The organism is Paenibacillus etheri, assembly GCF_001012825.1.
Classification (GTDB): Bacteria; Bacillota; Bacilli; order Paenibacillales; family Paenibacillaceae; genus Paenibacillus_AQ; species Paenibacillus_AQ etheri.
This window is the reverse complement of record NZ_LCZJ02000033.1, coordinates 494,191-517,596: the sequence shown is the minus strand read 5'-3', so window position 1 is coordinate 517,596 and position 23,406 is coordinate 494,191. Positions and strand designations below refer to the sequence as shown.

Genomic DNA, 23,406 nt, shown 5'->3' with positions numbered 1-23,406 from the left:
TTTTTACTCAGACCCAATAAATTGTGTCTCCGGCATACCTTTGAGATCACTAAGAAACTGTCGCATGGCAGAGTTCACGTATTTCCCAGACTTTGTTATAACACCTACAGGATGCGTGACTTCTAATTCAATAATAGGCACAATTTTGAGGGAACCGGCTCGAACCTCAGCGGTCACTGACTGCTTGGAAATAATAGCTGCGCCCAAATCAAGCTCTACCATCCGTTTTACTTCCTCGCTGCTGGTCAGCTCCATAATTACCTGTGGCTCTATGCCATGCTTGGTGAATACCTCATCGGCAAATTTACGGCCCACTGTATCTGGTGAGAGCAGAATTAGCGGGATTTTGTTTAGGGCTTCTATACCTGCGGTCTTAACTTGAGCCAGGGGATGTCTAGGTGAAACCACCAACTCGAACGTATCATAATAAAGAATGGAAGTAGTCATGCTCGGACTACGCCCGATCAAATAGCCGATGCCGACATCGACAATGCCATTTTCGACATGTTGATAAATTTGAGACGAGGACATAGAGGAAATAGATGTTTTGATATGAGGGAACTGATCTTTAAAATAGGACAATATACGCGGTAAAATTTGAATGGCGATAGAGGTAGTAGTGCCGAGAATAATATGTCCTTGGGGATTATCTTCAAGATCTGCAAGTCTTTGTTTAAGCTCCTCGACAATCGCCACAATTTGTTCCGCATGCTCCAGAAATACTGTCCCTCGATCGGTTAACGTAACAGGCTGGTTCCGGTCAACCAGCTGTGTTTTGAACTCTTCTTCAAGGCTCTTGATTTGTGCTGAAACCGCTGGCTGGGTCAAGTTAAGCAGTTCTCCGGCCTTGCGAAAGCTCATCGTTTTGGAGATCGTTATTAATGTCTCCAGCTGGCTGATGTTCATGGAATACCTCCTTTGGACAAGCGAATATGAGAGTGATGGGGTGATATCTTACGTTCCATGTTGGCATTTGATTTAAATTATAGGAGATAATACCCGACAGAGCAATGTTACAGCATAAACAAACTTGGGTTCGAATTCGACATATACATTAATTTTTGCTGAATTGTGCCGATATATAAAGTATAATAAATCCATATTACTTGGGACTTTTGGTATATGACTAAAGCACGATAAAGGGGGAGACTGGACTTTCATGAAAGCAGAAGTAATTAATCCGTTTTTAGAATCTGCACGGACAGTTATAGAACAAGTGATTCAGGTCTCGCCTTCCACTGGGAATTTAGGCATTAAAGAAATTGAACTGATCGATAATCATATATGGATCCAAGTGGGAATGACTGGCCAGCTGAGCGGAAATATTATATTTGGTATCGCGGAGCAGGTAGCCCTGCGAATGGTATCGATTATGATGGGCGGCTATGTGGTTACGGAGATGGATGAGATGGGTCAGAGTGCAATTTCAGAGCTGGGCAATATGATCAGTGGGAATGCCAGTACGATTCTATATAATCAGGGAGTTTCGGTGGATATAAGCCCGCCCCAAATTATGAAGCTTGAGAGCATGTCTTTTTTGCCTCGCAGAGCACTTAGTATTCCATTGTTGATGGATGGAGTCGGAGAGATGGATATTCAGGTGATGATCTCTTAGGCAAGAGTTAGGAGCTGAAATACTTTTTATGGAACTCAAAGATAAGATTGTTGTGATTACAGGAGCGTCAAGCGGGATTGGTGCACTAACAGCACAAATGCTTAGTAAGCGTGGTGCGATTCCGATCCTGGTGGCACGTTCTGAAGACAAGCTGAAAGAAACGGCGGCCGGTATTTCGGGCGTTTTTGGACTGTATACTTGTGATGTAAGGGATGCGGCAGCTGTTGAGGAGACCTTTGCTCAGATTTTGGCGACATACGGCAGAATCGATATTTTGCTGAATAACGCGGGGTATGGTAAATTTGCAGCTTTTACGGAGATGGAATCCCATGAATTTGACGATATGATGGATGTTAACTACATGGGGATTGTTCGTTGTACGAAGGCTGTTGTTCCACATATGCTAGAGCGGGGAAGTGGCCAGATCGTCAATGTGGCTTCTATGGCAGGGAAGATTGGTACAGCCAAATCGGTAGCCTATACAGCCACCAAGCATGCTGTTCTCGGATTCACGAATGCACTCCGTCAGGAGCTGCGGAAGAGCGGAATTATCGTCTCAGCCGTAAACCCTGGTCCCATTGCCACTGATTTTTTCAAAACGGCTGACCCTTCTGGCAATTATGAAAAGAGCGTAGCTCGGATGATGATGACACCAGAGCATGTCTCTTCCAAGATCGTAAAGGTCATGGAAACTGGCAAAGAAGAGATTGATCTTCCGGGTCTAGCAGGGTTTGGTATTCGGCTTTACGGTCTGTTTCCTCGGCTGGCGGACAAGCTTACTTATAATGCGATGAACAGAAAATAGAGCCTGCCGTCAGCATTATTGGCCTTCCATTTGGTGGAGAGGCCTTTTTGGCATATAATGAAGATATTATCTCAAGCGAAAAGGATGAATTACACTTATGAATAAAGCTTCTTTTGCGGCTATCGGCATTCAGGAAGACCTCGCTAACCGGTTGTCGGAATTCGGTATTAACGCCCCATCCCCGGTACAAGAGCAGACGATTCCACTTCTGCTGGAGGGAAGAGATGTTATAGCTGCTTCCCAGACTGGAACGGGTAAGACCTTGGCCTATCTGTTGCCTCTGCTTCAAACGATCAACCCGGAGCAGAAGGTGGTCCAAAAGCTGGTGCTCGCCCCTACACAGGAGCTGGCGATGCAAATCTTACGCGAGGCGGAACGTTATGGCGAACACCGTGGGATTCGAGTAATGGGTCTTATTGGCGGGGCAGCCATCAAACGTCAGATTGACAAGCTGCGTGAGCATCCACAGCTTGTCGTGGGAACCCCCGGCCGGATCCGGGAGCTGATTGGACTTCGTAAGTTGAAGATGCATGAAGTCAGCACGATTGTACTAGATGAAGCGGACCAAATGTTTCAGCTAAGCGGAGCCGGAGAGGTAACGAAAATCGTTAGCAGTGCGTTGCGTTCGCGCCAGCTTGTTATGCTGTCTGCAACGATTGGACCAGAGACGAAAGCCTTGGCTAATCGTGAAATGAAGAACCCGGCAGAGGTTGGAATTGCGCCTGGTGTAATGACAGCAGAGAGTTTAGAGCATCATTACGTCGTAACGGAAGAACGTAACAAAATAGATATGCTACGTCGGGTCATCCGTCATTACAACCCAGATAAGGCGATTGTGTTCGTGAATGCTACTGATGATATTGCAGAGGTAGAGGCTAAGCTGAACCATCTTGGTCTAACCGCAGCGGCACTTTACGGTGATGCTGATAAAGTAACACGCAGTAATGTATTGTCACGTTTCCGCGAGGGGAAATTCCGTGTGCTTGTTGCCAGTGATGTGGCTGCCAGAGGATTGGATATTGAGAATTTGTCACTGGTAGTCAGTTTCGATCCTGCCTTTGATTCCGAGCATTATGTACACCGTGCCGGTCGTACGGGTCGGATGGGAAAACGCGGATTATCCGTAACGATTGTGACAGAGCAGCAGACCTTTATTATGCGTAAATTTGCGCGTGAACTGGATATTGCCCTTGAAGAGCGGGAAATGGTCGGGGGCAAGGCACTAGCAGCAGATGAAGCGCGCAACGCTTTGAATAGTGGACGGGGACGTAATGAGAGCAGTGGACAACGCCGCGATGGAGCTTCTCCGCGTAGCAGCAAACCACAGGTGAGAACATCAGGGAGTGCAGTCGTTCAGCCGTCTACAGCCAGCACAGGGCAGCAACCTGTCAAAAGATTGGCTACGATTCAGACAAATGAGGCAAGCGTAGAACCACAGCGCGATGCTCAGCGCAGTGTGAATCCTTCTGCAGGCGCACGTGGAGGTGCAACTCCTGCACGGAGTAAACGCAGCAGCAATGCAGAACGTGAGAAGAACCGTAAAAATAAGGGAGCACCAAAGTGGTTGAAAGACAAAACTCCGAGAGGTGACGGTCAATGAATAATTCTCCCGTATTGCAAATTACGGGCCTCAGTGGTGGATACAGCCTGAATAAGCCGGTGCTGCATGATATTGCACTTCAGGTGCAGCCTGGTGAAATGGTTGGATTGATTGGTTTAAATGGAGCAGGAAAAAGTACGACCATGAAGCATATTCTAGGATTGATGTCGCCCCATAAGGGCGATATCACAGTAAAGGGTAAGACCCGTGCTGAAGATCCAATCGGATATCACAATGCTTTGACTTTTGTACCTGAATCACCTCTTCTGTATGATGAAATGACAGTACGTGAGCATGTTGAATTTACAGCAAGAGCGTATGGGGTAGAACAAAGTGATTACGAAACTCGCACCTTACATCTAGCCAAGCTGTTCCATATGGAAGATAAGATGGACACGTTGTCGACTCATCTATCCAAAGGGATGAAGCAGAAGGTCATGATCATGTGTGCTTTCGTGGCACGTCCTGCGTTATATGTCATCGACGAGCCTTTTTTAGGGCTGGATCCGTTGGGCATACGTTCTCTGCTTGATTTCATGATGGATCTGAAAAAATCAGGCTCCTCTATTCTGCTAAGCTCTCATATTCTTTCTACCATTGAGAATTATTGCGACCGCTTTATTGTGCTGCATAAAGGTAAGGTGATTGCTCAGGGAACGCTGGCAGAAATAGCCGCAACCACTGGACTACAGGGGCTGACTTTGGAGCAGCTGTTCTACGAGCTGGTTCAGGGAGGGAAATAATATGGATTTGAAAGAGCTGCGGCGCACGCGGCGAGGTCGATTCATGGGAAGTATGCTTCCTTATGTGGGATATATCATTCAAAGCGGCGTAGCTATGGTCTTCCTCTTTGTGTTGATTGTCTTCTCAGCTTGGTATACATCGTTGTTACAGAATGTGCCTGAAGGTATTCCTATCCGCTGGATTATGCTTGCAATACTGCTGCCTGCGGCAGTGCATAGCAGCTTCCGAACTTATTTGCAGACTCCAGATACGATCTTTCTACTGCCTCAAGGTCACCGGATGAAGGAATATTTCGCACCTTCGTGGGTGAGTGGAAACGTATGGAAGATTATTCGATTGTTATTTGTACTTATTACTCTTTGGCCGTTGTACATACGTACAGATGACTCTCCTAAGCGACTGTTATTTACAATATTGATTCTGATTGCTGTGAAGCTAATCGCGAGTTACGGCTTATGGAAAGAGATAGCTATGCTGTCGCGTCCGATGGCAGGTATATTCACTTTCTTACGCTGGGCAGTAGGAGGATTAATTATTGCCGCTTGGTTGTGGCAGCATTCCGGAAGAAGCCTAATATTTATGGTGCTATTAGCAGCAGCCTATCTGGTTGCGCTGTCTGTACCTGCACGTCACGCCGTGCCTTGGGAAAGACTAATCACCATGGAAAAGAATCAAGGTGGACGCGCGCTGATGGTTCTGGGTTGGTTCGTGGATGTGCCGGGCCGTGAGCAACGGGTATATCCTCGACGTTATCTTTCCAAATGGGGTGCACGGCTGCCTTGGCGTAAGGATACGGCTTACCGCTATCTGCTGACCAAAAGCTTCGCCCGGGGAGATATCTTCGGAATCATCATGCGGATTTCGGTGCTGGCCTTGTTGCTGAATTGGTTGAACCATGACAGTTATTTCGGCACCGCGATTTATTTGTTCTTCCTGTTTATTATTGGTGTGCAGTTGTCGGCACTTCGCAAATTGCACAGTGAGTCTTTTTGGCTGACAGTGTATCCCTTTCCTGAAGGCAGTAAGGCGGATAACACAACACGATTCGTTTTCCGCGCGCACCTGGTAGTGGCACTGATTCTTGGTTTGCCTTTCTTAGCCTCTATAGGTGACCGACTACTGCCAGTGATCGGCACCTTCGCAGCAGGTATTCTGGTATCCTTTCTGTTTAAGGCATACTTGTCCCGCAAAGCGGCACGGATGGCTGACGAGGATTTGTAAGGGATTCATTCAAAATAAAAAAGGCTTTCTCAAAAGTAGAGCATTCTACGGATGAGAGAGCCTTTTTTCACGTATCAGAAATGAGATGTACCACGGGAAATGGGAAAGAGCTCAAGGCTCTCTCCCGTGACTGTCATCTCTAGTTAGACCCAGAGTGAACGGCTGATGATAACCAACAGGATAAAGAGAACCAGAATGGCACCAGTGCTTGTGAAAGGGCCGCCTCCACAACAACCGTTAAATCCGCCTCTTACTTCTTCGCTCATGTTCATTCCCCTTTCGGTGTGTGTATTGTACTTGAGTACATCGTATTGTATGTGCGGAGAGAGAAGCATGTATAGGCCAATGCCGGAGGAGTCCAGAAAAAAATCAGCCCCGCAGAAGCGGAGCTGATTGTAGGTAATATGAAAGATTTGTTAAGCTTTTTCCAAATCACGAACGCCTGCGTATACAAGATCGAACAGATCTTCGAGTTGATCTTCTTCGATACAAGAGAAGGCAATACGCAGATCCGTTTCTCCGAGAGCGATAGTACCCAGTCCGTAATTATGAATTAGGTGAAGCCGAAGAGCTTCAGCCGAAACAGTATGCAGCTTCAGACACATAAAGTATCCGGAGTTAAAAGGATAATACGTCCATACATCATCACCGTATTTGCCACTATCGAGCAGCGCTTTTACCTTATTCGCACGGCCTTTCATGATTTGGAACTTTTCGTCCTTTTGTTCTTCGAATTGTGGAGATTTCAGTGCATCCAGTACGAAGGTCTGTGACGGGTGTGCACCGCTGGAGATAGTGGCGCGAATGATACCTAGTGTTTTTTGCTCCAAGGCAGCCAGCAAATCCTTGTCTTCTGAAGCATAAGTGATGAAGCCAACACGGAAACCCCAGACGAATTCTTCTTTGGTCGCACCGTCAATTTTGATTGGAAGTACACGTGGGTGCAGATGAGCAAGCTTACCAAATAATGATTCCTTTAGTGAGTCTTCAAAGAAAAGTCCGAAGTAGGCATCATCACTTACGACAACCACGTTAATGCCTTCCTCAGCCGCACGAAGGATAGCTGCGACGATTTCATCGCCTTCCTTAATCCCTGGAGTATATCCTGTAGGATTATTAGGGAAGTTCAACAGAACGATCGCTTTTCCGCGTTCTTTTTGAGCCAGAAGTGCTTCTTCAAGACCCGCACTGTTAAAGGTCATTTCTTCTGTGAAAAGTGGATAGTTAACGGTTTCCCCATGACGGCGGATTCCGAAGGTTAATTCATAGTTCTCCCAGTTCTTGTCTGGGTAGATGATCGCGTCACCTGGCTCAGCGAAGAGGTCAGCGACAATGCTAAGCCCATGAGTCAGGGCGTTGGTTACAACGGGATTGCTGATGGTTTTGCCTTCTAGCGATGGATTTTCGCGCAGCATCTTTTCACGCCATACAGTACGCAGCTCTGGTTTACCTGCTGGAGGAGCGTAACTATACAGATCCTTAGGGCTGAAAGCGGAAAGTTTATCCTGAATGACGCCGAGGTGCATAGGTACACCACCTTCGGTAGCAATACCGATGGTTGCGTTGTATTTCTTGGCGTGAGCTCCTGCTTCAGCAGATTGACTCAGGATACCCTCCTTAGGAAAGTAAATTTCTTTGCCAAGCGTAGAGAGCATATCATATACATGTTCATTTCCTGCTTTGATACTTTCGTTTAATTGTCCAGCTAGTGGATTCATCAGTTTCATCCTTCCAGGGTTCTTTGGGGATACATACTGTTAACATTGCCTAACATTATATCACCGCCACTAGCAACCGTCACTTGGAAAGATACGTTTTTTTAAAATTTAAGGAAGTTTAAGTTATATACTATACCAAGTGCTTATTTTGTACGAGAGACTGGCTTTTCCGTATCTATTATTCGGAGTGGTAGGGGCAGTATTTTTTCATCATTTCAATGGTTTCTTCATCACGTGGATGATTTCTTTCAGATAGGCCGGAAATAACTCCAGACCGTCCTTCTTCTTTCAAATTCTGCCCAAACTTAAACTTTGCCGTGACCTCATCTGGGGTAATGCGCACTACCGCGACGCCCTTTAGACGGGGACGGTATTTAGGGTCCTCTGCATCAATGGGAATATAGCCGCCCTCGGGCTGGAGTTTTTTCATAAACAAGGAGAGTACAATGGCTTTTTCGTTAATGTCTTCAACGGGCTCTGCTGTGCCGTAGGCGGTAACACTTTTAAAATATGCGGTTGCTGGGCAGGCCATCTCTGGATCGCTAAAATAAGACGGAATCAGTGCATACTCATCCGCTACGGTAAAGCAGACCTTCTGCTTATTGCGGATTGCCTTCATTTTGCCGCCAGCATGACTGCCGTGGAAATAGAAACACCCACCTGTATACACAAAATTCAGCGGTGTCACCCGCGGCAGCCCCTGTTCATCGCTTGTCCCGAGAAAACCAAAGCTCATTCCGTTTAGAAAAGAGACCAATTCTTCCTCTTGATCTACTTGAAATTCTTTTCTGCGCATAGGGATCACGTCCTTTTCTTAATTGTGTAAGAGCGTTTGCTCCAATGAAAATGTTCTTTCAAGAATAGTGGAGTAGTTGACAATTAAAAAGGACCAATTAAGATAGTTTTTAATGGACCACTTGCAGGCCAAGGAGGGAAACAATGAATATCACGCTGGCATACGATCAATATCTGGCGATACACCGCTACAAATATCTAGCGTTATATCACGCGCTTCGCGCTGCAATATTGGAGGGAACTCTTCCGGGTGGCACTCAGCTGCCGTCTACACGAAGTCTGGCAATGCACTATGACTTATCGCGCGGATCGGTCTCGCAGGTGTATGAAATGTTGCTCGCTGATGGTTATGTAAGGACGGTGACTGGGCGGGGAACATTCGTATCAGAAGATAGCTTTGGTTCAACTTCTGGAGATATTAAACGTAAAAATATGGCTTTGGTTGAAGCGGCAGAGGTTGCTGGGGGAGGTAGTGCATCGGAGACTGCTGCGCTCCCACTTTCGGCATGGGGAGAGCGGCTGCTCGCGCGCCCGACACCCTTGTATGAGAAGCGTAGCAAGAATGTTGTTAGCTTCTTAAGTAGTGGTCTGCGGATGGAGCATTTTCCATACTCCGAATGGCGCAGTGCACTGTCGTATGCCGGAGGGAAGGAAGGCGGTTTGCTGCAAAGCACTTGTCCCCCCGAAGGAGATGAAGGACTTCGGAAAGCGATTGCTGCGCATCTGCGGATTACCCGCGGGATTCGTGCGAATGCAGAGCATATCGTATTATTTAGTGGCTCGATGCAAGGCATCGTTATTTTGACGCAGCTGCTACTTGACGCAGGAAGCGCAGCGGTTGTCGAGGACCCGGGTTTTCATGGGATTCGTCGAGCGGTAGAGATCAATGGGGGACGATTGCTGGTAGGAAAGCTGGATGATAGTGGTCTTATTCCAGAGGATTGGGATGCGCGCCTGTTGTTTGTTACACCAAGCCGTCAATTTCCTACAGGTGTGGTGCTGCCTTTGGAACGGAGGCGAACCTTGCTGGAATGGGCGCAGCGACATGAAGCGGTAATCATTGAAGATGATTATGACAGTGAGTTCCGGTGGTCAGGACGTCCAATTGAGCCATTAAAAGCGCTAGATCGCGGCGAACGGGTCGTGTATGTTGGCTCTTTCTCTAACACGATGTTTTCTGGCTTTCGGCTTGGCTTTGCAGTGCTTCCACCCTCTCTAGTGAAGCCGACGATCGCCGCCAAGGCGTTATATGAGCCCTTGCCAGTTGGACTGCTGGAACAGCGTGCATTGGCGCGGTTTATGAACACTGGCGGCTATGGTCGTCATTTGCGCCGGATGACCCGCATTTATGGCGAACGCGGTCGCATCCTCAGGACTATGCTGTCGAAACAGCTTAAGGAGTTGTTTGAACTGCTGCCTGGCGACGCAGGGCTGCAAGTATATGCGCGGTGGCTGCGCAGTAGAGAAGAGTTCGTGGCATTCCGGGCAGCGGCGCTTAGGAGCGGCACAGATTTCAGAGATGCGTTGTTGTATCAAGTTTCGCCGGGGGAGCCAGCCGCATGTTTTGCTTTTGCCCATCTGAATGCTGTGGAGCTGGAGGAAGGAATAAAGCGTCTGCTTTTGGCATGGGAAGATGTACAAAGTGCAACATGACAAGGTATGATGATGGGGATGCAAAACCAAACGAAGCGGATGCTTACGAAGCAAGTTTTGCGGAGTAACTCAAGTAGATTATGCTAACAAAACAAAGCGGATGCTTACGAAGCAAGTTTTGCGAAGGAACTCAAAGTAGTTTATGCTAACAAAACTTTTAGGAGGGAACGTTATGCTGCACGCATCGCCGTCCTCTTTTGTTATATTACCTGCCTTGGCGAAGATTGTGTGCGAACCAAGCTGGAAATGGCAAAAAAGAGAGAAGTCGCTGCAAAATTATGATTTATTCTATGTATGGAGCGGGGAAGGGACGGTTATACGTAACGGGGAACCCTTCCAAGTGGGCAAGGGAAGCTGCTTCTTATTCCGTCCTGGTGACCATACAAGTGCTACTCATAATCCGCAAAGACCGCTTGTCCTTACATATATTCATTTTGATGTCACCGGAGAGGTGACGGATATTCCGCTGCCCTATCGCGTACTTGCAGAAACGGTTGAATTTGAGCATCTGCTTGCTCGTTACGTTCGGCTATTCCTAGTGGATACGTACGCGGCTGAGGAAGAAGGGCAGCTTGTTCTAAAGCAACTAATGATTCATCTGCTCAGGGAGGACCGTGTGAAGCCTGTAGAACGTTATGCTAGCAACCATTTAACAGAGATTATTCACGAAATAGCGAACTATGTGAGCCAGCATCCCGGAATTCCGCATCGCGTAGAGGATCTTGCTGCACGTGCAGGGCTGTCGCCGCGGTATTTTTCAATTAAGTTTAAGGAGCTTACCGGCTCATCCGTTCAATCTTATGTCATTCGAGCCCGGATTGAGCGTGCTCAGCATTTGCTGCTCTACGCAGGAATGAATGTTACTGAGGTAGCAGATGCGCTTGGATATCGTGACATTTTCTTTTTCAGCCGCCAGTTCAAGCAGTATACCGGAAAAAGTCCATCTGAGATCCGCTGATTCCCATTCGTTGTTTCAGTTATTTCATCCAAGGGTAAATACTTTGCAGTTTAGTTTACAGAGAATTTACATAACTTCTTGGAAGGGGAGACATATGGGATGATGATCAGACGCCGAATCTGCAACACCGATTGTAAAAGTGGAGGCGCAGGGCTTTTTAGAAACCGTTTAAAACGATTAAAACAGTCGAGTGCTTTTGCCATAGATAGCTGGTTCTAAACTGAGTAATCAGGTATATAATCACTGGATATGACCAAAGACTTTAAATAACCGGGGCCAATAGGCTTCCGGTTTTTTTTGAAATATAAAAATGTATATTTGATACAATAGATTAAACTCCTGTGAGGGTAATTTTGCATTCTGTTGCATATCTTACATTCAATTGGTGGAAAAACGCCCATACTAAAGATTATCACAGTGATCTATTGCATGAAGTGACAGAGTTCCAGAGCTACAGGCGGGAGGAGAGATAAAATGTATGAAATCGTGCTTATACGTCATGGTGAAAGCCAGTACAATGTGCAGAATTTGTTTACGGGCTGGAGTGACCCGGATTTAACAGAGAAGGGTATCCAAGAAGCCAAGGCTGCTGGCAAACTGTTGAAGGATGAAGGATATACGTTTGATCTTGCTTTTGCATCGGTACTCAAACGATCGATCAAAACACTTAACTATGTTCTCGATGAAATGGATCTGCTGTGGATTCCGGTGCAAAAGTCTTGGAAGCTGAACGAACGGCATTATGGCGCACTTCAGGGACTTAGTAAAAGTGAAACGGCGATTAAATACGGTGATGCTCAGCTGCATCTCTGGCGACGCAGTTTATCGGTTCGGCCTCCACTGCTGGAGCTGGATGATCCTCGGTATGCCAGAAACGATATTCGCTACAGCAGCGTTCGATCAGGAGACATCCCGCGCGGCGAGAGTCTGGAGGATACCGTACATCGTGTGGGTGATTTCTGGAGAAACCGCATTGTCCCCCTTGTGCGTAAAAAGGAACGGGTGCTCATTTCAGCCCATGGCAATACGCTGCGAGCGTTGATCAAATTTATGGAGGATATTGATGAGGCTGCTTTGCTGGAACTCAATATTCCTACCGGCGTACCCCTCGTGTACAAACTGGATGAGAATATTAATCCAATCAGCCGCTTTTATTTAGGAGATCCGGAACAGGTTGCCGCCAAGGCGCGCGATGTTGCTAAGCAGGGACATGTGTAAGAGGGGGAGCAGGTGCAAAGAGCAGCTAATTACTTGAACAGATTAAGGGACAGCCGCAGGGTTGTCCTTTTGTTGTTAGTGTGTTTTTAAGCGAAGGGGGGTTTTTGTGAATTATTTTTGTGAATTGGTGGCTGAGTTAATTTTTGTTATGTATTATTTTTTGTTATCTATACTTGTTCTCTAGAAGCGGCCTTATAACTTTCAATCTTCAGAATGAAACTATACATTTCACTCACCAATGAGCAGACAATTTCAATCGAGCGGCAACCCTGGACTCAGTAATGCAGTAGATGTCAACGCATTCTCCATTGCCAAGGATAGAATAATGCTATATAGTTAAATTGATAATGATTATCAGTATCATTATATAATTTGTCGATTGGAGTGAATTTATTTTGTTTAAATCTCCAAAAACTTACCTATTGCTTGTGTTTACTTTGGTTATAACGTTACTGCTAGCAGCTTGCGGACAAGCAGTTGAGCATACCACTTCCTCAGTAGATGGGACAGAGAGTGCTGCAGCTTCATCAAATAGCAATGACTCATCCAGCGAAGTGGATATGGTTACATATCAAGCAAGTAACGGAGATATTCAGGTACCCAAACATCCGAAGCGGATTATCGATTTAACCTCCTTCGACACTGGATACTTCCTGGCGTTAGGTATCAAACCGGTTGGTGTTATGAATGGTGTCTTAAACAGTCCCTACTTTGAAGGAATGCTGGAAGGCGTTCAAGGCCTTGGGGATGAACCATCTCTTGAACACATTTTAGAGCTGAACCCTGATCTTATTGTTGTATTCTCCGGAATGGAAGGACTCGACAAGCTGGCCGAAATAGCGCCAGTAGTAGCCATTCAATACGGTGCAAAAACTATCAGAGATCAAATGCTTGATTTCGGTACATTAACGGGGAAAGAAGTCGAAGCCAAAGCTTGGGTGGAGAAATGGGACAAAAAAATCAACGAGTTGAAGCCTCAGGTGTTAGCAGCTGTAGGTGATAAAACCGTTTCTATCCTGAATCCGTTTTCCGGTGGACTATTCGTATTCGGTCATAGCTACGGGCGCGGTGGAGAAATTATTTATAATGAATTTGGCCTGAAGGCACCTCCTGAAGCGCAGAAAGAAGCAATAGACAGCGGCACTGGTTGGGCAACAATCTCCCTTGAGAAGCTACCTCAATTTGCTGGAGATATTGTATTCACATGCCCATGGGCTGGCGATACGAGCGATCCGAAAATCGTCTATGACAACCCCTTATGGAAGCACCTTCCTGCCGTAAAAGAAGGTAACGTATTCCAACTGGACCCAACCGCTGATACATATAGCGATCCTGTTACGCTTGAAGCGCAGTTAAATTACATTACTGAGAGTCTTTTATCTGCAAAATAATTCTACTTCAACGAAAGTCCACGAACTTGCATTTGGTTTTTATAGCAGGGAGAACCGGCATTGAACGATGCTGATTCTCCCTGCTATTTTAATTTCGCTGTAGGTCTTTTTAGTGCTTTGGATAAACTTGAATTCTGTGATACATGAGTATATTCAATAAATCTATGAGGATTTTCTATGTTAGGATGTTAATTCTGATGATAGTATTCAATGTGAGTTTAAAAACTAAAGGGGGAGTTAATGAACAATTTCGCACTTTTTAATTTGTGAGTATGAGTTAGTTGGTATCATTCTTCCTCAAATAAACAGGGGAATAGAGGGGAATTATACGCAAAATCTAAACCGGTTTAGATTTAATCAGCAACACAATTTATGCTTGAATAAGCCTTACTCCACAGCGGCTAGCGCAAATTGTTCTTAGAGAATAACTCCTTCCTGAAAGTAAATTAATCCTATCGGTTTATGAAGTGCATGTATCTGTATTAGAAATATTTTAATTGAAACTCGCTTTTTACGATGACCCATTAACCTAACCTGTACCTTAATCGAAAGGAATGGTGATAAGTATGAGGAAAAATTGTAATCGCTTACTTAAAATATTATTCTGCTGCATTCTAATAACCTCAATCATAACGCCAAGTACCAGTTCTCCCGTTATGGCCAAAGTTCTTCCGGGTTTAGCGGATGTATCCAGAGAAGTGGCTGCTGAAGGTATTGTGCTGCTGCAGAATCCGGATTATAAACTAGCAGGATCACAAGTAAATGAGAATGAACAAGTGCTCCCTATCAAGAAGAGTGAAAATGTATCGGTGTTTGGCCGCATACAAGCGCATTATTACAAGTCAGGTACAGGATCTGGGGGTGCTGTAAGGGTAGATTATGTGAATGGGATTCTGGAGGGTCTTCGGAATAATCCCAGTCTCAAGTTAAATGAGGATCTGGCGAAGGTCTATGCCGACTGGATCCAAAAGAATCCTTTTAACAACGGCGGTGGCGGCTGGGCAGCAGAGCCATGGTCCCAAGCGGAAATGCCTTTAACCGACGAAATTGTGGATGCAGCAAAAGCAAAAACGGATACAGCTGTGGTCATCATCGGCAGAACAGCCGGTGAAGATAAGGATAATACGGACGTCCAGGGTGCCTATAAGCTGACAGACCTTGAAGTAGACATGCTTAACCGAGTATATGCCAAATTCGACCGAGTGGCCATCGTATTGAACGTAGCCAACGTTATCGATATGTCATGGGCAAAAAACTATCCCAAAGCTGCTATTTTGTATACATGGCAAGGGGGGATGGAAGGTGGTAGCGCCGTAGCCGACGTGCTGACCGGTGATGTTACGCCAAGCGGTAAATTGAGCGATACGATTGCAGCTACACTAGCTGACTATCCTTCTACTGCAAATTTTGGGAGCAAAACTGAAAATTCTTATAGCGAGGATATTTATGTAGGTTATCGGTACTTTGAGACCTTTGCTCCGGATAAGGTGCTCTATCCATTTGGTTACGGGCTGTCCTATACCGATTTTAAGATCACTACTGATAATGTTAACGCTGGTGACAATGAGGTTGCAGTGACTGTAACTGTTCAGAATATAGGTAAGGTGGAAGGCAAAGAAGTTGTACAGATTTATTACGGTGCGCCACAAGGTAAGCTTGGCAAGCCGGCCAAGGAACTTGCTGCTTTTGCTAAGACTCGTTTGCTTCAGCCTGGGGAATCACAGTCGATCACCATCTCGTATGATACCAATGATATGGCCTCGTATGATGACAGTGGAATTACAGGCCATGATTCTTCTTATGTCCTAGAAGCTGGTGACTATAATATTTATGTAGGCAACAGTGTAAGTGACAGCGAAAAGCAAGGAGTATACAGCCTTAATGGCTTGAAGGTTGTAGAAACCTTGCAGGAAGCGCTGGCGCCAACTAAGGAATTTGATCGTATCAAACCAGGTCAACCGAATGAAAATGGTACTTTTACCACTGTCACTGAAAAGGTACCGACACGGACTACCAACTTGGATGAGAGAATTAAGCAAAATCTCCCTGCGTCCATTCCACAAACTGGGGACAAGGGCTATACCTTATTGGATGTTTACAATCAAAAAGTGACTATGGACCAGTTCATCGCACAATTGTCCAACAACGATCTAGGAGCCATTATTTTAGGGGAAGGGATGTCCAGCCCTAAAGTTACTGCCGGTACCGCTGCGGCTTTTGGTGGTGTCACTAAAAATCTGTTGAAATTCGGGCTTCCTATCGACAGTGCTGCGGACGGTCCTTCAGGAATCCGGATGGAGACCAATGCAGAGAAGGCAACCAGTATTCCGAACGGGACGATGCTTGCCTGTACGTGGAACACCGAGCTGAATGAAAGATTGTTCGATCTTCTTGGCAAAGAAATGCTGATTAACAACATCGATACGCTGCTAGGCCCAGGGATCAATATCCACAGAAGTCCCCTGAACGGAAGAAACTTCGAGTATTTTTCGGAAGATCCGTTACTGACAGGCATCATGGCTGCTGCGCAGACAAGAGGTCTTCAGAAGAACGGTACGGCTCCTACTATCAAGCATTTCGCTGCGAACAATCAAGAAACCGATAGACATCTTGTGAATGCACTTGTCTCTGAAAGAGCGCTTCGCGAGATTTATTTGAAAGGTTATGAAATGGCAGTGAAGAGTGGAAAGGCACGTTCAGTGATGACATCCTATGGTCCGGTAAACGGAACCTGGGCATCTAGCAACTATGATCTGAATACCACCATCCTCCGCGGAGAATGGGGCTTTGACGGGATTGTCATGACAGACTGGTGGGCGAAGATGAGTGAGGATCAGGGCTTCTATGCCACATCCAATCGTTATGATGAAACCAATGGCAAAGCCATGGTTCGTGCCCAAAATGATCTTTACATGGTAATTCCGAATGATTATGCAGAAACACATAAGAATCGGAATAACAGTACCTTTAATACGTTGACATCGCTGGCTAACGGTAGTCTGACTCTGGGAGAATTGCAGCGTTCTGCCAAGAATATTACGAGCTTCTTGATGCAATCTCCAGCCTTTGCGAGAACGGCAAAGATTGATTACGTGGTCAATTATACGCCGGGAAGAGATTGGTTCCGGGTGAATACGGACAAATCGGGAGATCCGCAGCTCTCCGGTATTACGGTAGGCGGCAAAAAGATCAAGATATTTAATCCATTGAAACTTGACTATAAAGCCTTTGGTGAAACGACTGAAAGCAGCAGCTACCCTGAAGTCAAAGCTACAGCGATAGCTGGTGTAGAAGTAAGTGTACGACAAGCCGATAAAGATAGACCGGCTGCTGTAATTACTGCTTCAGCCGGAGGAGAGAAACGGATCTACAAGGTTATTTTCTCTTCAGAGGAAGGCTTGCAACCGATTTTTGAGAATCCGACCTATGCTTATTTAAAGAATATCTCTATTGATGGTAAGGCGCTAGAGGGCTTTGCACAGACTAGGTTCAGTTATGATGTGGGTCTCAGTAACGGGGCTACTTTACCTGAAGTTACGTTTGAAGCGAATGATGGTGTAAAAGCGACGGCCAACGTAGACCTCATTAATAAAAGAGTGACGATCAAATGTATCAGCACCGATCAGGCGAATTCCTATGTGATACAGTTTGGTACGACACCACAGAGCGATGAGTTCGATAGTACAAATCTAAGCAACTTCTGGACGATTAATAAAGAGACTGCTACCAATGCAGAAAATAACAAAAATTGGTCTTTGAGTGCTACTCCAGGCAATTTGAGAATCATCGCTGAAAGAGGCGACTTCTGGAGTGAACATGCAGATTTGAAGAACTATTTCCAGCAGGAAGCCTTCGGCAACTGGGAAGCAACAGTAAAAATTAATATGAACAAAGCGCCAAATCAAAATTATAACGGCGTCGGGATCACGGCTTCCCAGGATAACAATAACTATATCTGGGTGAAGTATGAATACAGTAGCGGCAAGATCATCGGAATGACCAAAGAAATCGGAGGTACGGAGCCTGTTACCATCGGACAACTGTCTGCCAATCAGCTCACCAATATTTTTGGAGAAAAGAAAGAGCTATATTTACGCCTGAAAAAAATAGGCAACAGCTATTCCGGTTATGTCAGCGCTGACGGTAACGAATATATTTCACTTGGCAGTACAACCGCGAATTATGCCAATCCGAAGTTTGGGTTACTTGCATCTAACGGAAGTCAGAATCTCACAGATCCATTTAGTGTCGATTTTGATTATGTCAGAATTAACAGTGATGTAGCTTTGGCAGTAAAGAAAATTGGGGGAAATACTAAATTGAAGGTGGCTGAGACGGAATTTGCCTCCATTACTCCGATAATCACGCCTGTAAGCAGCAATGATGTAGATGGCGGATTATGCTACACCAACACAAGCAAGGGTGAAGCCATCTCCTATAAGGTAAATGTGGAGAAAGAAGGCATGTACAAAGTCACATCACGAATTCGCTCTAGCCAATCGGATGTCGCCCAAATGTCCTTTGGCATCTATGATAGCGATAAGCTACTGGGAACCTTCGACCTTACCACGACTAAAGGGGTTTGGAAAACCTTCAGAATCCCAGATATTCAGCTGTCGGCGGGCGAGCATACCCTTAGAATTGTATTTGAGAGTGCTGGCATTGACCTGAACTGGCTAACCTTCCAGTTGAAGCAGGACAATGTAGACACATCGGCGTTAGCTGCGGAGATCAACGCTGCTCAGAACATCGATATAAATGCATACACAGCTTACAAAAAGCTCAAATTCAACGCTGTGCTGGAAGAGGTTAAGGCTGTTCTTGCCGAGCCGATCAACGACGAGGTTGTTGCAGAGGCCATAGCTTCCTTGAAAGCGGCTATAACAGATCTGAGCATATCCTCCATGCCGATCAATATTGCTCCGAGAGAAGTTCTGAAAGTAGAGAACGGTGTTAGAATTTATCCTTATCATGCACCATGGATTTATGCAACCAATACCCAATTCGGATTTGAAAGTGGCACGGATGCCATGAGTTATGTCAATTCTAATGACCTTGTTTATTTCGGTCAGGTTGACTTGACTAATCTTGTGGAAGTAAGAGTGCAGTACGCCCGTGAAGGAGGATCGTCTCCATCTTTTAAATTCTATACAGAGGCTGACAATACGGGTAAACCAGATAAACGAGCTACTACACAAGGAAGAGCATACGCTGATGCTTACAGCGGCGGAGGTTCTTTTGAACTTGGTAATGCATTTGCTAGCATTAGTTTTGCTCAGAAAGCAGGTGCTGCTTGGGGGAATTATGGAATGGCAAGCACCAAACAAACGCCTGGAAATTCTTACATTGATCATTATTTGACAGCGGAAACCTTCCTAGACAGAACCAAAGTGACTGGAAAACAAAATGTGTATATGATTTTTAACGGATTAAATGCTAATTTACAATATGTTGAACTCATTTATGCTGATCCGATTGAAGTCACCTTCGATCAGAATTATCTGGACGCACCTAAACCTACCAAGGTAACAGCATTTAAAGGTGAGACAATCGGGAACCTGCCTATAGCACCGGAACGTGAAGGCTACATTTTTGATGGCTGGTTTGATAATAAAGAAGGGACCGGTAATGCATTAACTGCAGAGACGGTATTGAACATAAGCGCGGTGTATTATGCCAAATGGACAGAAGATACCCATGCTAAAGAAATTGTATCGATTGTTCAGCCACAACTGCTCAGTGTGCCGTTTGGAACTGCCGCAGGAGAATTGAATCTACCTGCTATTGTGGAAGCTACATTGGGCAACAAAAAGGTAATTCACTTGCCTGTACAATGGGACAGTAAAGATTACAACGGTAGCAAAGCAGGGAGTTATACGCTTGCAGGTAGCTTTGAGCTTCCAGAGGGTGTGTTGAATAGTACCCATCAAACTGTTTCGATTACAGTGGTTGTACTGCCAGAAGGCACTAAACCTATCCAGATTACTAAAGTTGAGAAGCTGGAGGGCAAAAATGTTGAATTTGGTACCGCTTTTGATAAACTGGAATTGCCATCTTCAGTTACAGTAACGCTTGATACGTATGAGCAGAAGGAACTTGTTGTTAAATGGAGCCCTACTGGTTATATCGGCAATCTAGAAGGATCATACGTACTGAACGGTACTTTGGTATTAGAAGAAGGAATGATCAACCCGAATAATCTGAAAGCTTCCATCACCATTCAGGTAATGCCGGAAGTGATTCGTGTCGCTGAGATTGTCACAGTGCAGGCTTTGGAAAGTAAGAGCGTTCCATTCGGCACTCCATTTAATGGATTGAAGCTACCATCCTCTGTCATAGCTACTTTGAACAATGGTGAGACAAAGGCGATATCCATCGCTTGGAATAGTGAAGGTTACAATGGCGATAAGCAAGGAGCTTATATCCTGAAAGGAGCGCTAGTACCTGTGGAGGGTGTCAGCAATCCAAAGGACCTGAAGGCATCCATTACGATCGAAGTACTGCCGGAGATCATTACGATACCGGAAATCACGGCAGTGCAAGCACTAGCAAGTAAAAGCGTTGCTTATGGTACCAGCTTTGACGTACTGGAGCTACCAGCTTCAGTATCAGTAACCCTGGATACAGGGATGAATAAGGTCGTTTCTGTTCAGTGGAACAAGGAAGGCTATAACGGTAATACGGAAGGAACGTACATCATCAAGGGGGGGCTGATCTTGCCTGAGGGTATAGCTAATCCACTTGGCCTGAAGGTACAGATCTCTGTGATCGTTAAACCTTACAGCGGTGGAGATAGTGGTCAACCAAGTACGCCAACACCGACTACCCCAGCGATACCTTCAGTACCATCGATTCCTGGAGAAGTCGTAAAACCTGGAGAACAGCAGCCTCAGCCTCCAAAAACAGATGGAAAAACGAAGACACCGGAGCTAATCAGACAAGAGCTTAAAAATAAGTTTAAAGATGCTACTCTAATTCCAAGCTGGGCAGAATCTGCAATTGCCGCGCTAGTGGAGAGAAATATTATCAGCGGACGCACGGATGGAAGCTTTGATCCGAGTGGGAAGGTAAACCGTGCCGAGTTTGTTGCCATGGTAGTAAAAAGTTTCAACTTCAGCATGGGTGAGAATCAAAAGCAGTTTACTGACGTTCTGAAAGACGCTTGGTATAAAAACTATGTTGAGATTGGCACTTCTAATCAACTGATCAACGGTATCGGTAATGGTATGTTTGCTCCTAATAACAGCATTAGCCGTCAGGACTTGTGTGTAATTCTATTCAATGCATTGAAGAAACTGAATGTTGAATTGCCGCAAGTGACTAGCCATGACTTCCCAGATGATGCTTCTATCGCGGGTTATGCTAAAGAAGCGGTCTATGCCTTCAAAGATCTTGGTATTGTAAATGGAGGCAGTGGTGGAGAAATGGATCCGACAGCTTCGGCCACCAGAGCTGAAGCAGCTGTGATCATCAACAATGTACTGGATTACTATGCTAGTGTAACAAGCTCTAAAGTGAAATAAACAAAACAAGGGTATCCCGGCGCCGATTTTAAATCGGTTAGGGATACCCTTATTCTGTTATATCGTAGCTTTACTAAAATGGCCGATGCAACGTCCCCAGCAATTCCCCCATCTTTACCTTTGAGTTGACCTCAAGATTCGGTCTCGGGGTAAAAGTACCGCTTTCCATAAGCAGCACTACAGTAGAGCCGAACTCGAAATAGGCTAGATCATCGCCGATTTGCCACTCGGTAGCGTTAGCATCCGTATACCCGATGCTGCTGACGTTCATCGCGCCTACCTTTACTACTGCGGTTTCTCCGTAGTCTCCGGCAATATACGTAATAAGACGTTCATTGCGATTCAGTACGCCCTTCATATGTCGCATGCCGAAATCGTTGACAGGATAGGCTCGTCCACGAATATGATCACTCTCCACCTTATGTCCAGTAAGGGGAGAGTGAATCCGGTGATAATCCGTAGGACTTAGATAAAGCACGAAGAAAAAACCCTTCTTGTATAGCTCCAGATGCGGAGAATGATTTAGTAAATCCTCAATCTTATAATCCTGCCCTTTTACATTCATAATCGTACCAGAGATAATGTCGCCCATAGCAGTAATCATTGCATCTACGGGACTAACTAAAGCGTCAGCATCGGTTGCAATAGGCCGCATGCCAGGCTTCAGCCGGCGGCTGAAAAACTCATTAAGAGTGAGATATTCTCCAGGATTCTTCTCCGCTTGGGCGGAGGGGATTTGATAAGTCTTAATAAATACCGGGATAAGAAAACGGCTGAGTCTACTATGAGAAAAAGACCCCATTAACCGTGAAAGCCATCGGTGCGAGGATAGCTCGGTCATTAGCCGCAGCAATTGTTTTACCATGCCCATCTCCCTTCCATAATACAGCAGTACGGTCGTATGTGGCCGCCTTCTGCTCTGCATTATATTGACATAGAATAGGAGACAAATCAATAACTGTTATATATGAGGCTGTTCTTTTCTAGTAAAAAACGTGCGTATCCCATAGGTCTTCGGTAACTCTCTTTCCAAATCTCCGTAAGGCCGGCTTTGTGAAATCCATAGCGTTGGTCGCGGCCATTGCATTCTATGAAGAAGATGCGTCCATCCTTTGTAATACCTATATCCAGTCCGATATCGGCCAGACCTGGAAGGTCTTGTTCGAGACAACGAGCTATAACAAGGCTAAGTGTTTCGACAGCCATACGGATATGGGCCGCTATTGCTCTAGAGAAGGCTTTTTCAAGCGCAAAGGAAGAGCTTAATGCTTCCCCACCACGGGCTATATTGGAGACAAACCCTCCAGGAGGGGCTAGTTTAGCAAAGAGACCCGTGACCTGCCAATCGCCTCCCCAGCCACGTTGAACCGTGACACGCAAATCAAAGGGACGTCCTCCAATTTCAGCAAGGGGAATACGCTCCTGCACGAGATAAGGGACAGAGGCAAGACGTGCTCGGAGCGCTTTTGGTAGCGCCCCCTGATATACGGGAGTGCTTATCCAGCGCCGCATTGAGGGAGAAAGATAATTTAAGCTCCAGCGCTGAGGCCCTTTACGAACCAGTCGCATGACACCATTCCCAATGCTTCCACGGCAGGGTTTAAGAATAAGATCGGGGTAACGATTCATCATTTGTTTGAGTCCAGATACGCCAGTTGTTGCTGGCAAAATCTCACGAAGCCCTTCATGCTGCTCAAGCAGTTCATGGATCTCATCTTTGCCATATCGATTGCATGTATTGTACACCAAAGGATGGTGCCGCAGCAGACGTTGCATTCCGGGGCTATTCTGGCTGTATATCGCCCGGTTATGGATGACTGTGGGCGTAGGAACGACTACGCTTTTATATCCATGAGATCCCTTTATATAGGCGGCACTGAAGCCTGAGTCAGTATCAATGTCCGCGAGCTTCAGGAAGCAGGGGACTAAGCCGTATGCAGCGGCTCCCTCTTCATAATTGGATAGAGACTCCTGTCCTGTTTTTAGCCGGGGAACGCCCCGGTGCATATCGGCATTTAGTAGTATTCCAACGAGCTTATGCCCCATGTTTGTTCCTCCTGTTTCTTCGGTCACGTGATTCCCGCTTTTACTACTCTTGTCATTGTATGTTTGTACCCGCATGTCAGGGTGGACGAATGCGCGGCGGCAGAAGCCTTTTTTTAAAT

Annotated in this window: 16 protein-coding genes; 10 read left to right on the top strand and 6 right to left on the bottom strand. The window is 45.8% G+C overall.

Going from position 1 to position 23,406, the window contains the following annotated elements; genetic code table 11:
- Positions 1-3 precede the first annotated feature (3 nt).
- Entirely contained in the window at positions 4-906 is a 903-nt protein-coding gene (locus UQ64_RS21740) for a LysR family transcriptional regulator (protein ID WP_060625539.1), read from the bottom strand.
- A gap of 253 nt (positions 907-1,159) precedes the next feature.
- On the opposite strand from UQ64_RS21740, the gene UQ64_RS21735 reads away from it, so the two are divergent.
- From UQ64_RS21735 to UQ64_RS21715, 5 genes are all read left to right on the top strand, one after another.
- A complete protein-coding gene (locus UQ64_RS21735) occupies positions 1,160-1,615 on the top strand; it encodes a chemotaxis protein CheX (protein WP_060625538.1) in 456 nt (151 codons plus the stop codon).
- Between the two features lie 28 nt (positions 1,616-1,643).
- A complete protein-coding gene (locus tag UQ64_RS21730; RefSeq protein ID WP_060625537.1) occupies positions 1,644-2,420 on the top strand; it encodes an SDR family NAD(P)-dependent oxidoreductase in 777 nt (258 codons plus the stop codon).
- A gap of 97 nt (positions 2,421-2,517) precedes the next feature.
- Positions 2,518-4,020, top strand: coding sequence for a DEAD/DEAH box helicase (locus UQ64_RS21725; RefSeq protein WP_060625536.1), 1,503 nt, complete (start codon positions 2,518-2,520; stop codon positions 4,018-4,020).
- Entirely contained in the window at positions 4,017-4,763 is a 747-nt protein-coding gene (locus tag UQ64_RS21720) for an ABC transporter ATP-binding protein (protein WP_042130869.1), read from the top strand. The genes UQ64_RS21725 and UQ64_RS21720 overlap by 4 nt, the downstream gene beginning before the upstream one ends.
- A 1-nt stretch (position 4,764) precedes the next feature.
- A complete protein-coding gene (locus UQ64_RS21715; RefSeq protein WP_060625535.1) occupies positions 4,765-5,985 on the top strand; it encodes an ABC transporter permease in 1,221 nt (406 codons plus the stop codon).
- A 143-nt stretch (positions 5,986-6,128) separates the two neighbouring features.
- Here UQ64_RS21715 and UQ64_RS31790 read toward each other — a convergent pair whose 3' ends face one another.
- The 3 genes from UQ64_RS31790 to UQ64_RS21705 all read right to left on the bottom strand — a co-directional run bounded on the left by UQ64_RS31790 (position 6,129) and on the right by UQ64_RS21705 (position 8,499).
- Positions 6,129-6,251: a YjcZ family sporulation protein gene (locus tag UQ64_RS31790; RefSeq protein WP_209445857.1), complete on the bottom strand. Its 123-nt coding sequence runs from the start codon at positions 6,249-6,251 to the stop codon at positions 6,129-6,131.
- Positions 6,252-6,401: 150 nt separating this feature from the next.
- The gene (locus tag UQ64_RS21710) at positions 6,402-7,703 is read right to left on the bottom strand and encodes an aminotransferase class I/II-fold pyridoxal phosphate-dependent enzyme (RefSeq protein ID WP_060625534.1); all 1,302 of its coding nucleotides are present in this window, start codon (positions 7,701-7,703) and stop codon (positions 6,402-6,404) included.
- Between the two features lie 178 nt (positions 7,704-7,881).
- Positions 7,882-8,499 carry a pyridoxamine 5'-phosphate oxidase family protein gene (locus UQ64_RS21705; protein ID WP_060625533.1) on the bottom strand — a complete coding sequence of 206 codons (618 nt, stop codon included), beginning with the start codon at positions 8,497-8,499 and terminating at the stop codon, positions 7,882-7,884.
- A gap of 143 nt (positions 8,500-8,642) precedes the next feature.
- Between UQ64_RS21705 and pdxR the strand changes: the two genes are divergently transcribed.
- The 5 genes from pdxR (at position 8,643) to UQ64_RS21680 (ending at position 21,241) form a co-directional block, all read left to right on the top strand.
- On the top strand, positions 8,643-10,151 hold the full coding sequence (pdxR, locus tag UQ64_RS21700) for a MocR-like pyridoxine biosynthesis transcription factor PdxR (protein ID WP_060625532.1): 1,509 nt from the start codon (positions 8,643-8,645) through the stop codon (positions 10,149-10,151).
- Positions 10,152-10,323: 172 nt separating this feature from the next.
- The gene (locus UQ64_RS21695) at positions 10,324-11,109 is read left to right on the top strand and encodes a helix-turn-helix domain-containing protein (protein ID WP_060625531.1); all 786 of its coding nucleotides are present in this window, start codon (positions 10,324-10,326) and stop codon (positions 11,107-11,109) included.
- A 474-nt stretch (positions 11,110-11,583) separates the two neighbouring features.
- Positions 11,584-12,327, top strand: a complete 744-nt coding sequence (gene gpmA / locus UQ64_RS21690; protein ID WP_060625530.1) for a 2,3-diphosphoglycerate-dependent phosphoglycerate mutase — start codon at positions 11,584-11,586, stop codon at positions 12,325-12,327.
- Positions 12,328-12,722: 395 nt separating this feature from the next.
- Entirely contained in the window at positions 12,723-13,718 is a 996-nt protein-coding gene (locus UQ64_RS21685; RefSeq protein WP_060625529.1) for an ABC transporter substrate-binding protein, read from the top strand.
- A 656-nt stretch (positions 13,719-14,374) separates the two neighbouring features.
- Entirely contained in the window at positions 14,375-21,241 is a 6,867-nt protein-coding gene (locus UQ64_RS21680) for a glycoside hydrolase family 3 N-terminal domain-containing protein (protein WP_060625528.1), read from the top strand.
- 73 nt (positions 21,242-21,314) lie between these two features.
- On the opposite strand, the gene asd is transcribed toward UQ64_RS21680, so the two are convergent.
- Together asd and UQ64_RS21670 are read right to left on the bottom strand one after the other, a co-directional pair.
- Complete coding sequence (asd, locus tag UQ64_RS21675) at positions 21,315-22,106, bottom strand: archaetidylserine decarboxylase (protein WP_060625527.1); 792 nt, start codon at positions 22,104-22,106, stop codon at positions 21,315-21,317.
- An 86-nt stretch (positions 22,107-22,192) separates the two neighbouring features.
- A complete protein-coding gene (locus UQ64_RS21670; RefSeq protein WP_060625526.1) occupies positions 22,193-23,287 on the bottom strand; it encodes a YheC/YheD family endospore coat-associated protein in 1,095 nt (364 codons plus the stop codon).
- Positions 23,288-23,406 lie beyond the last annotated feature (119 nt).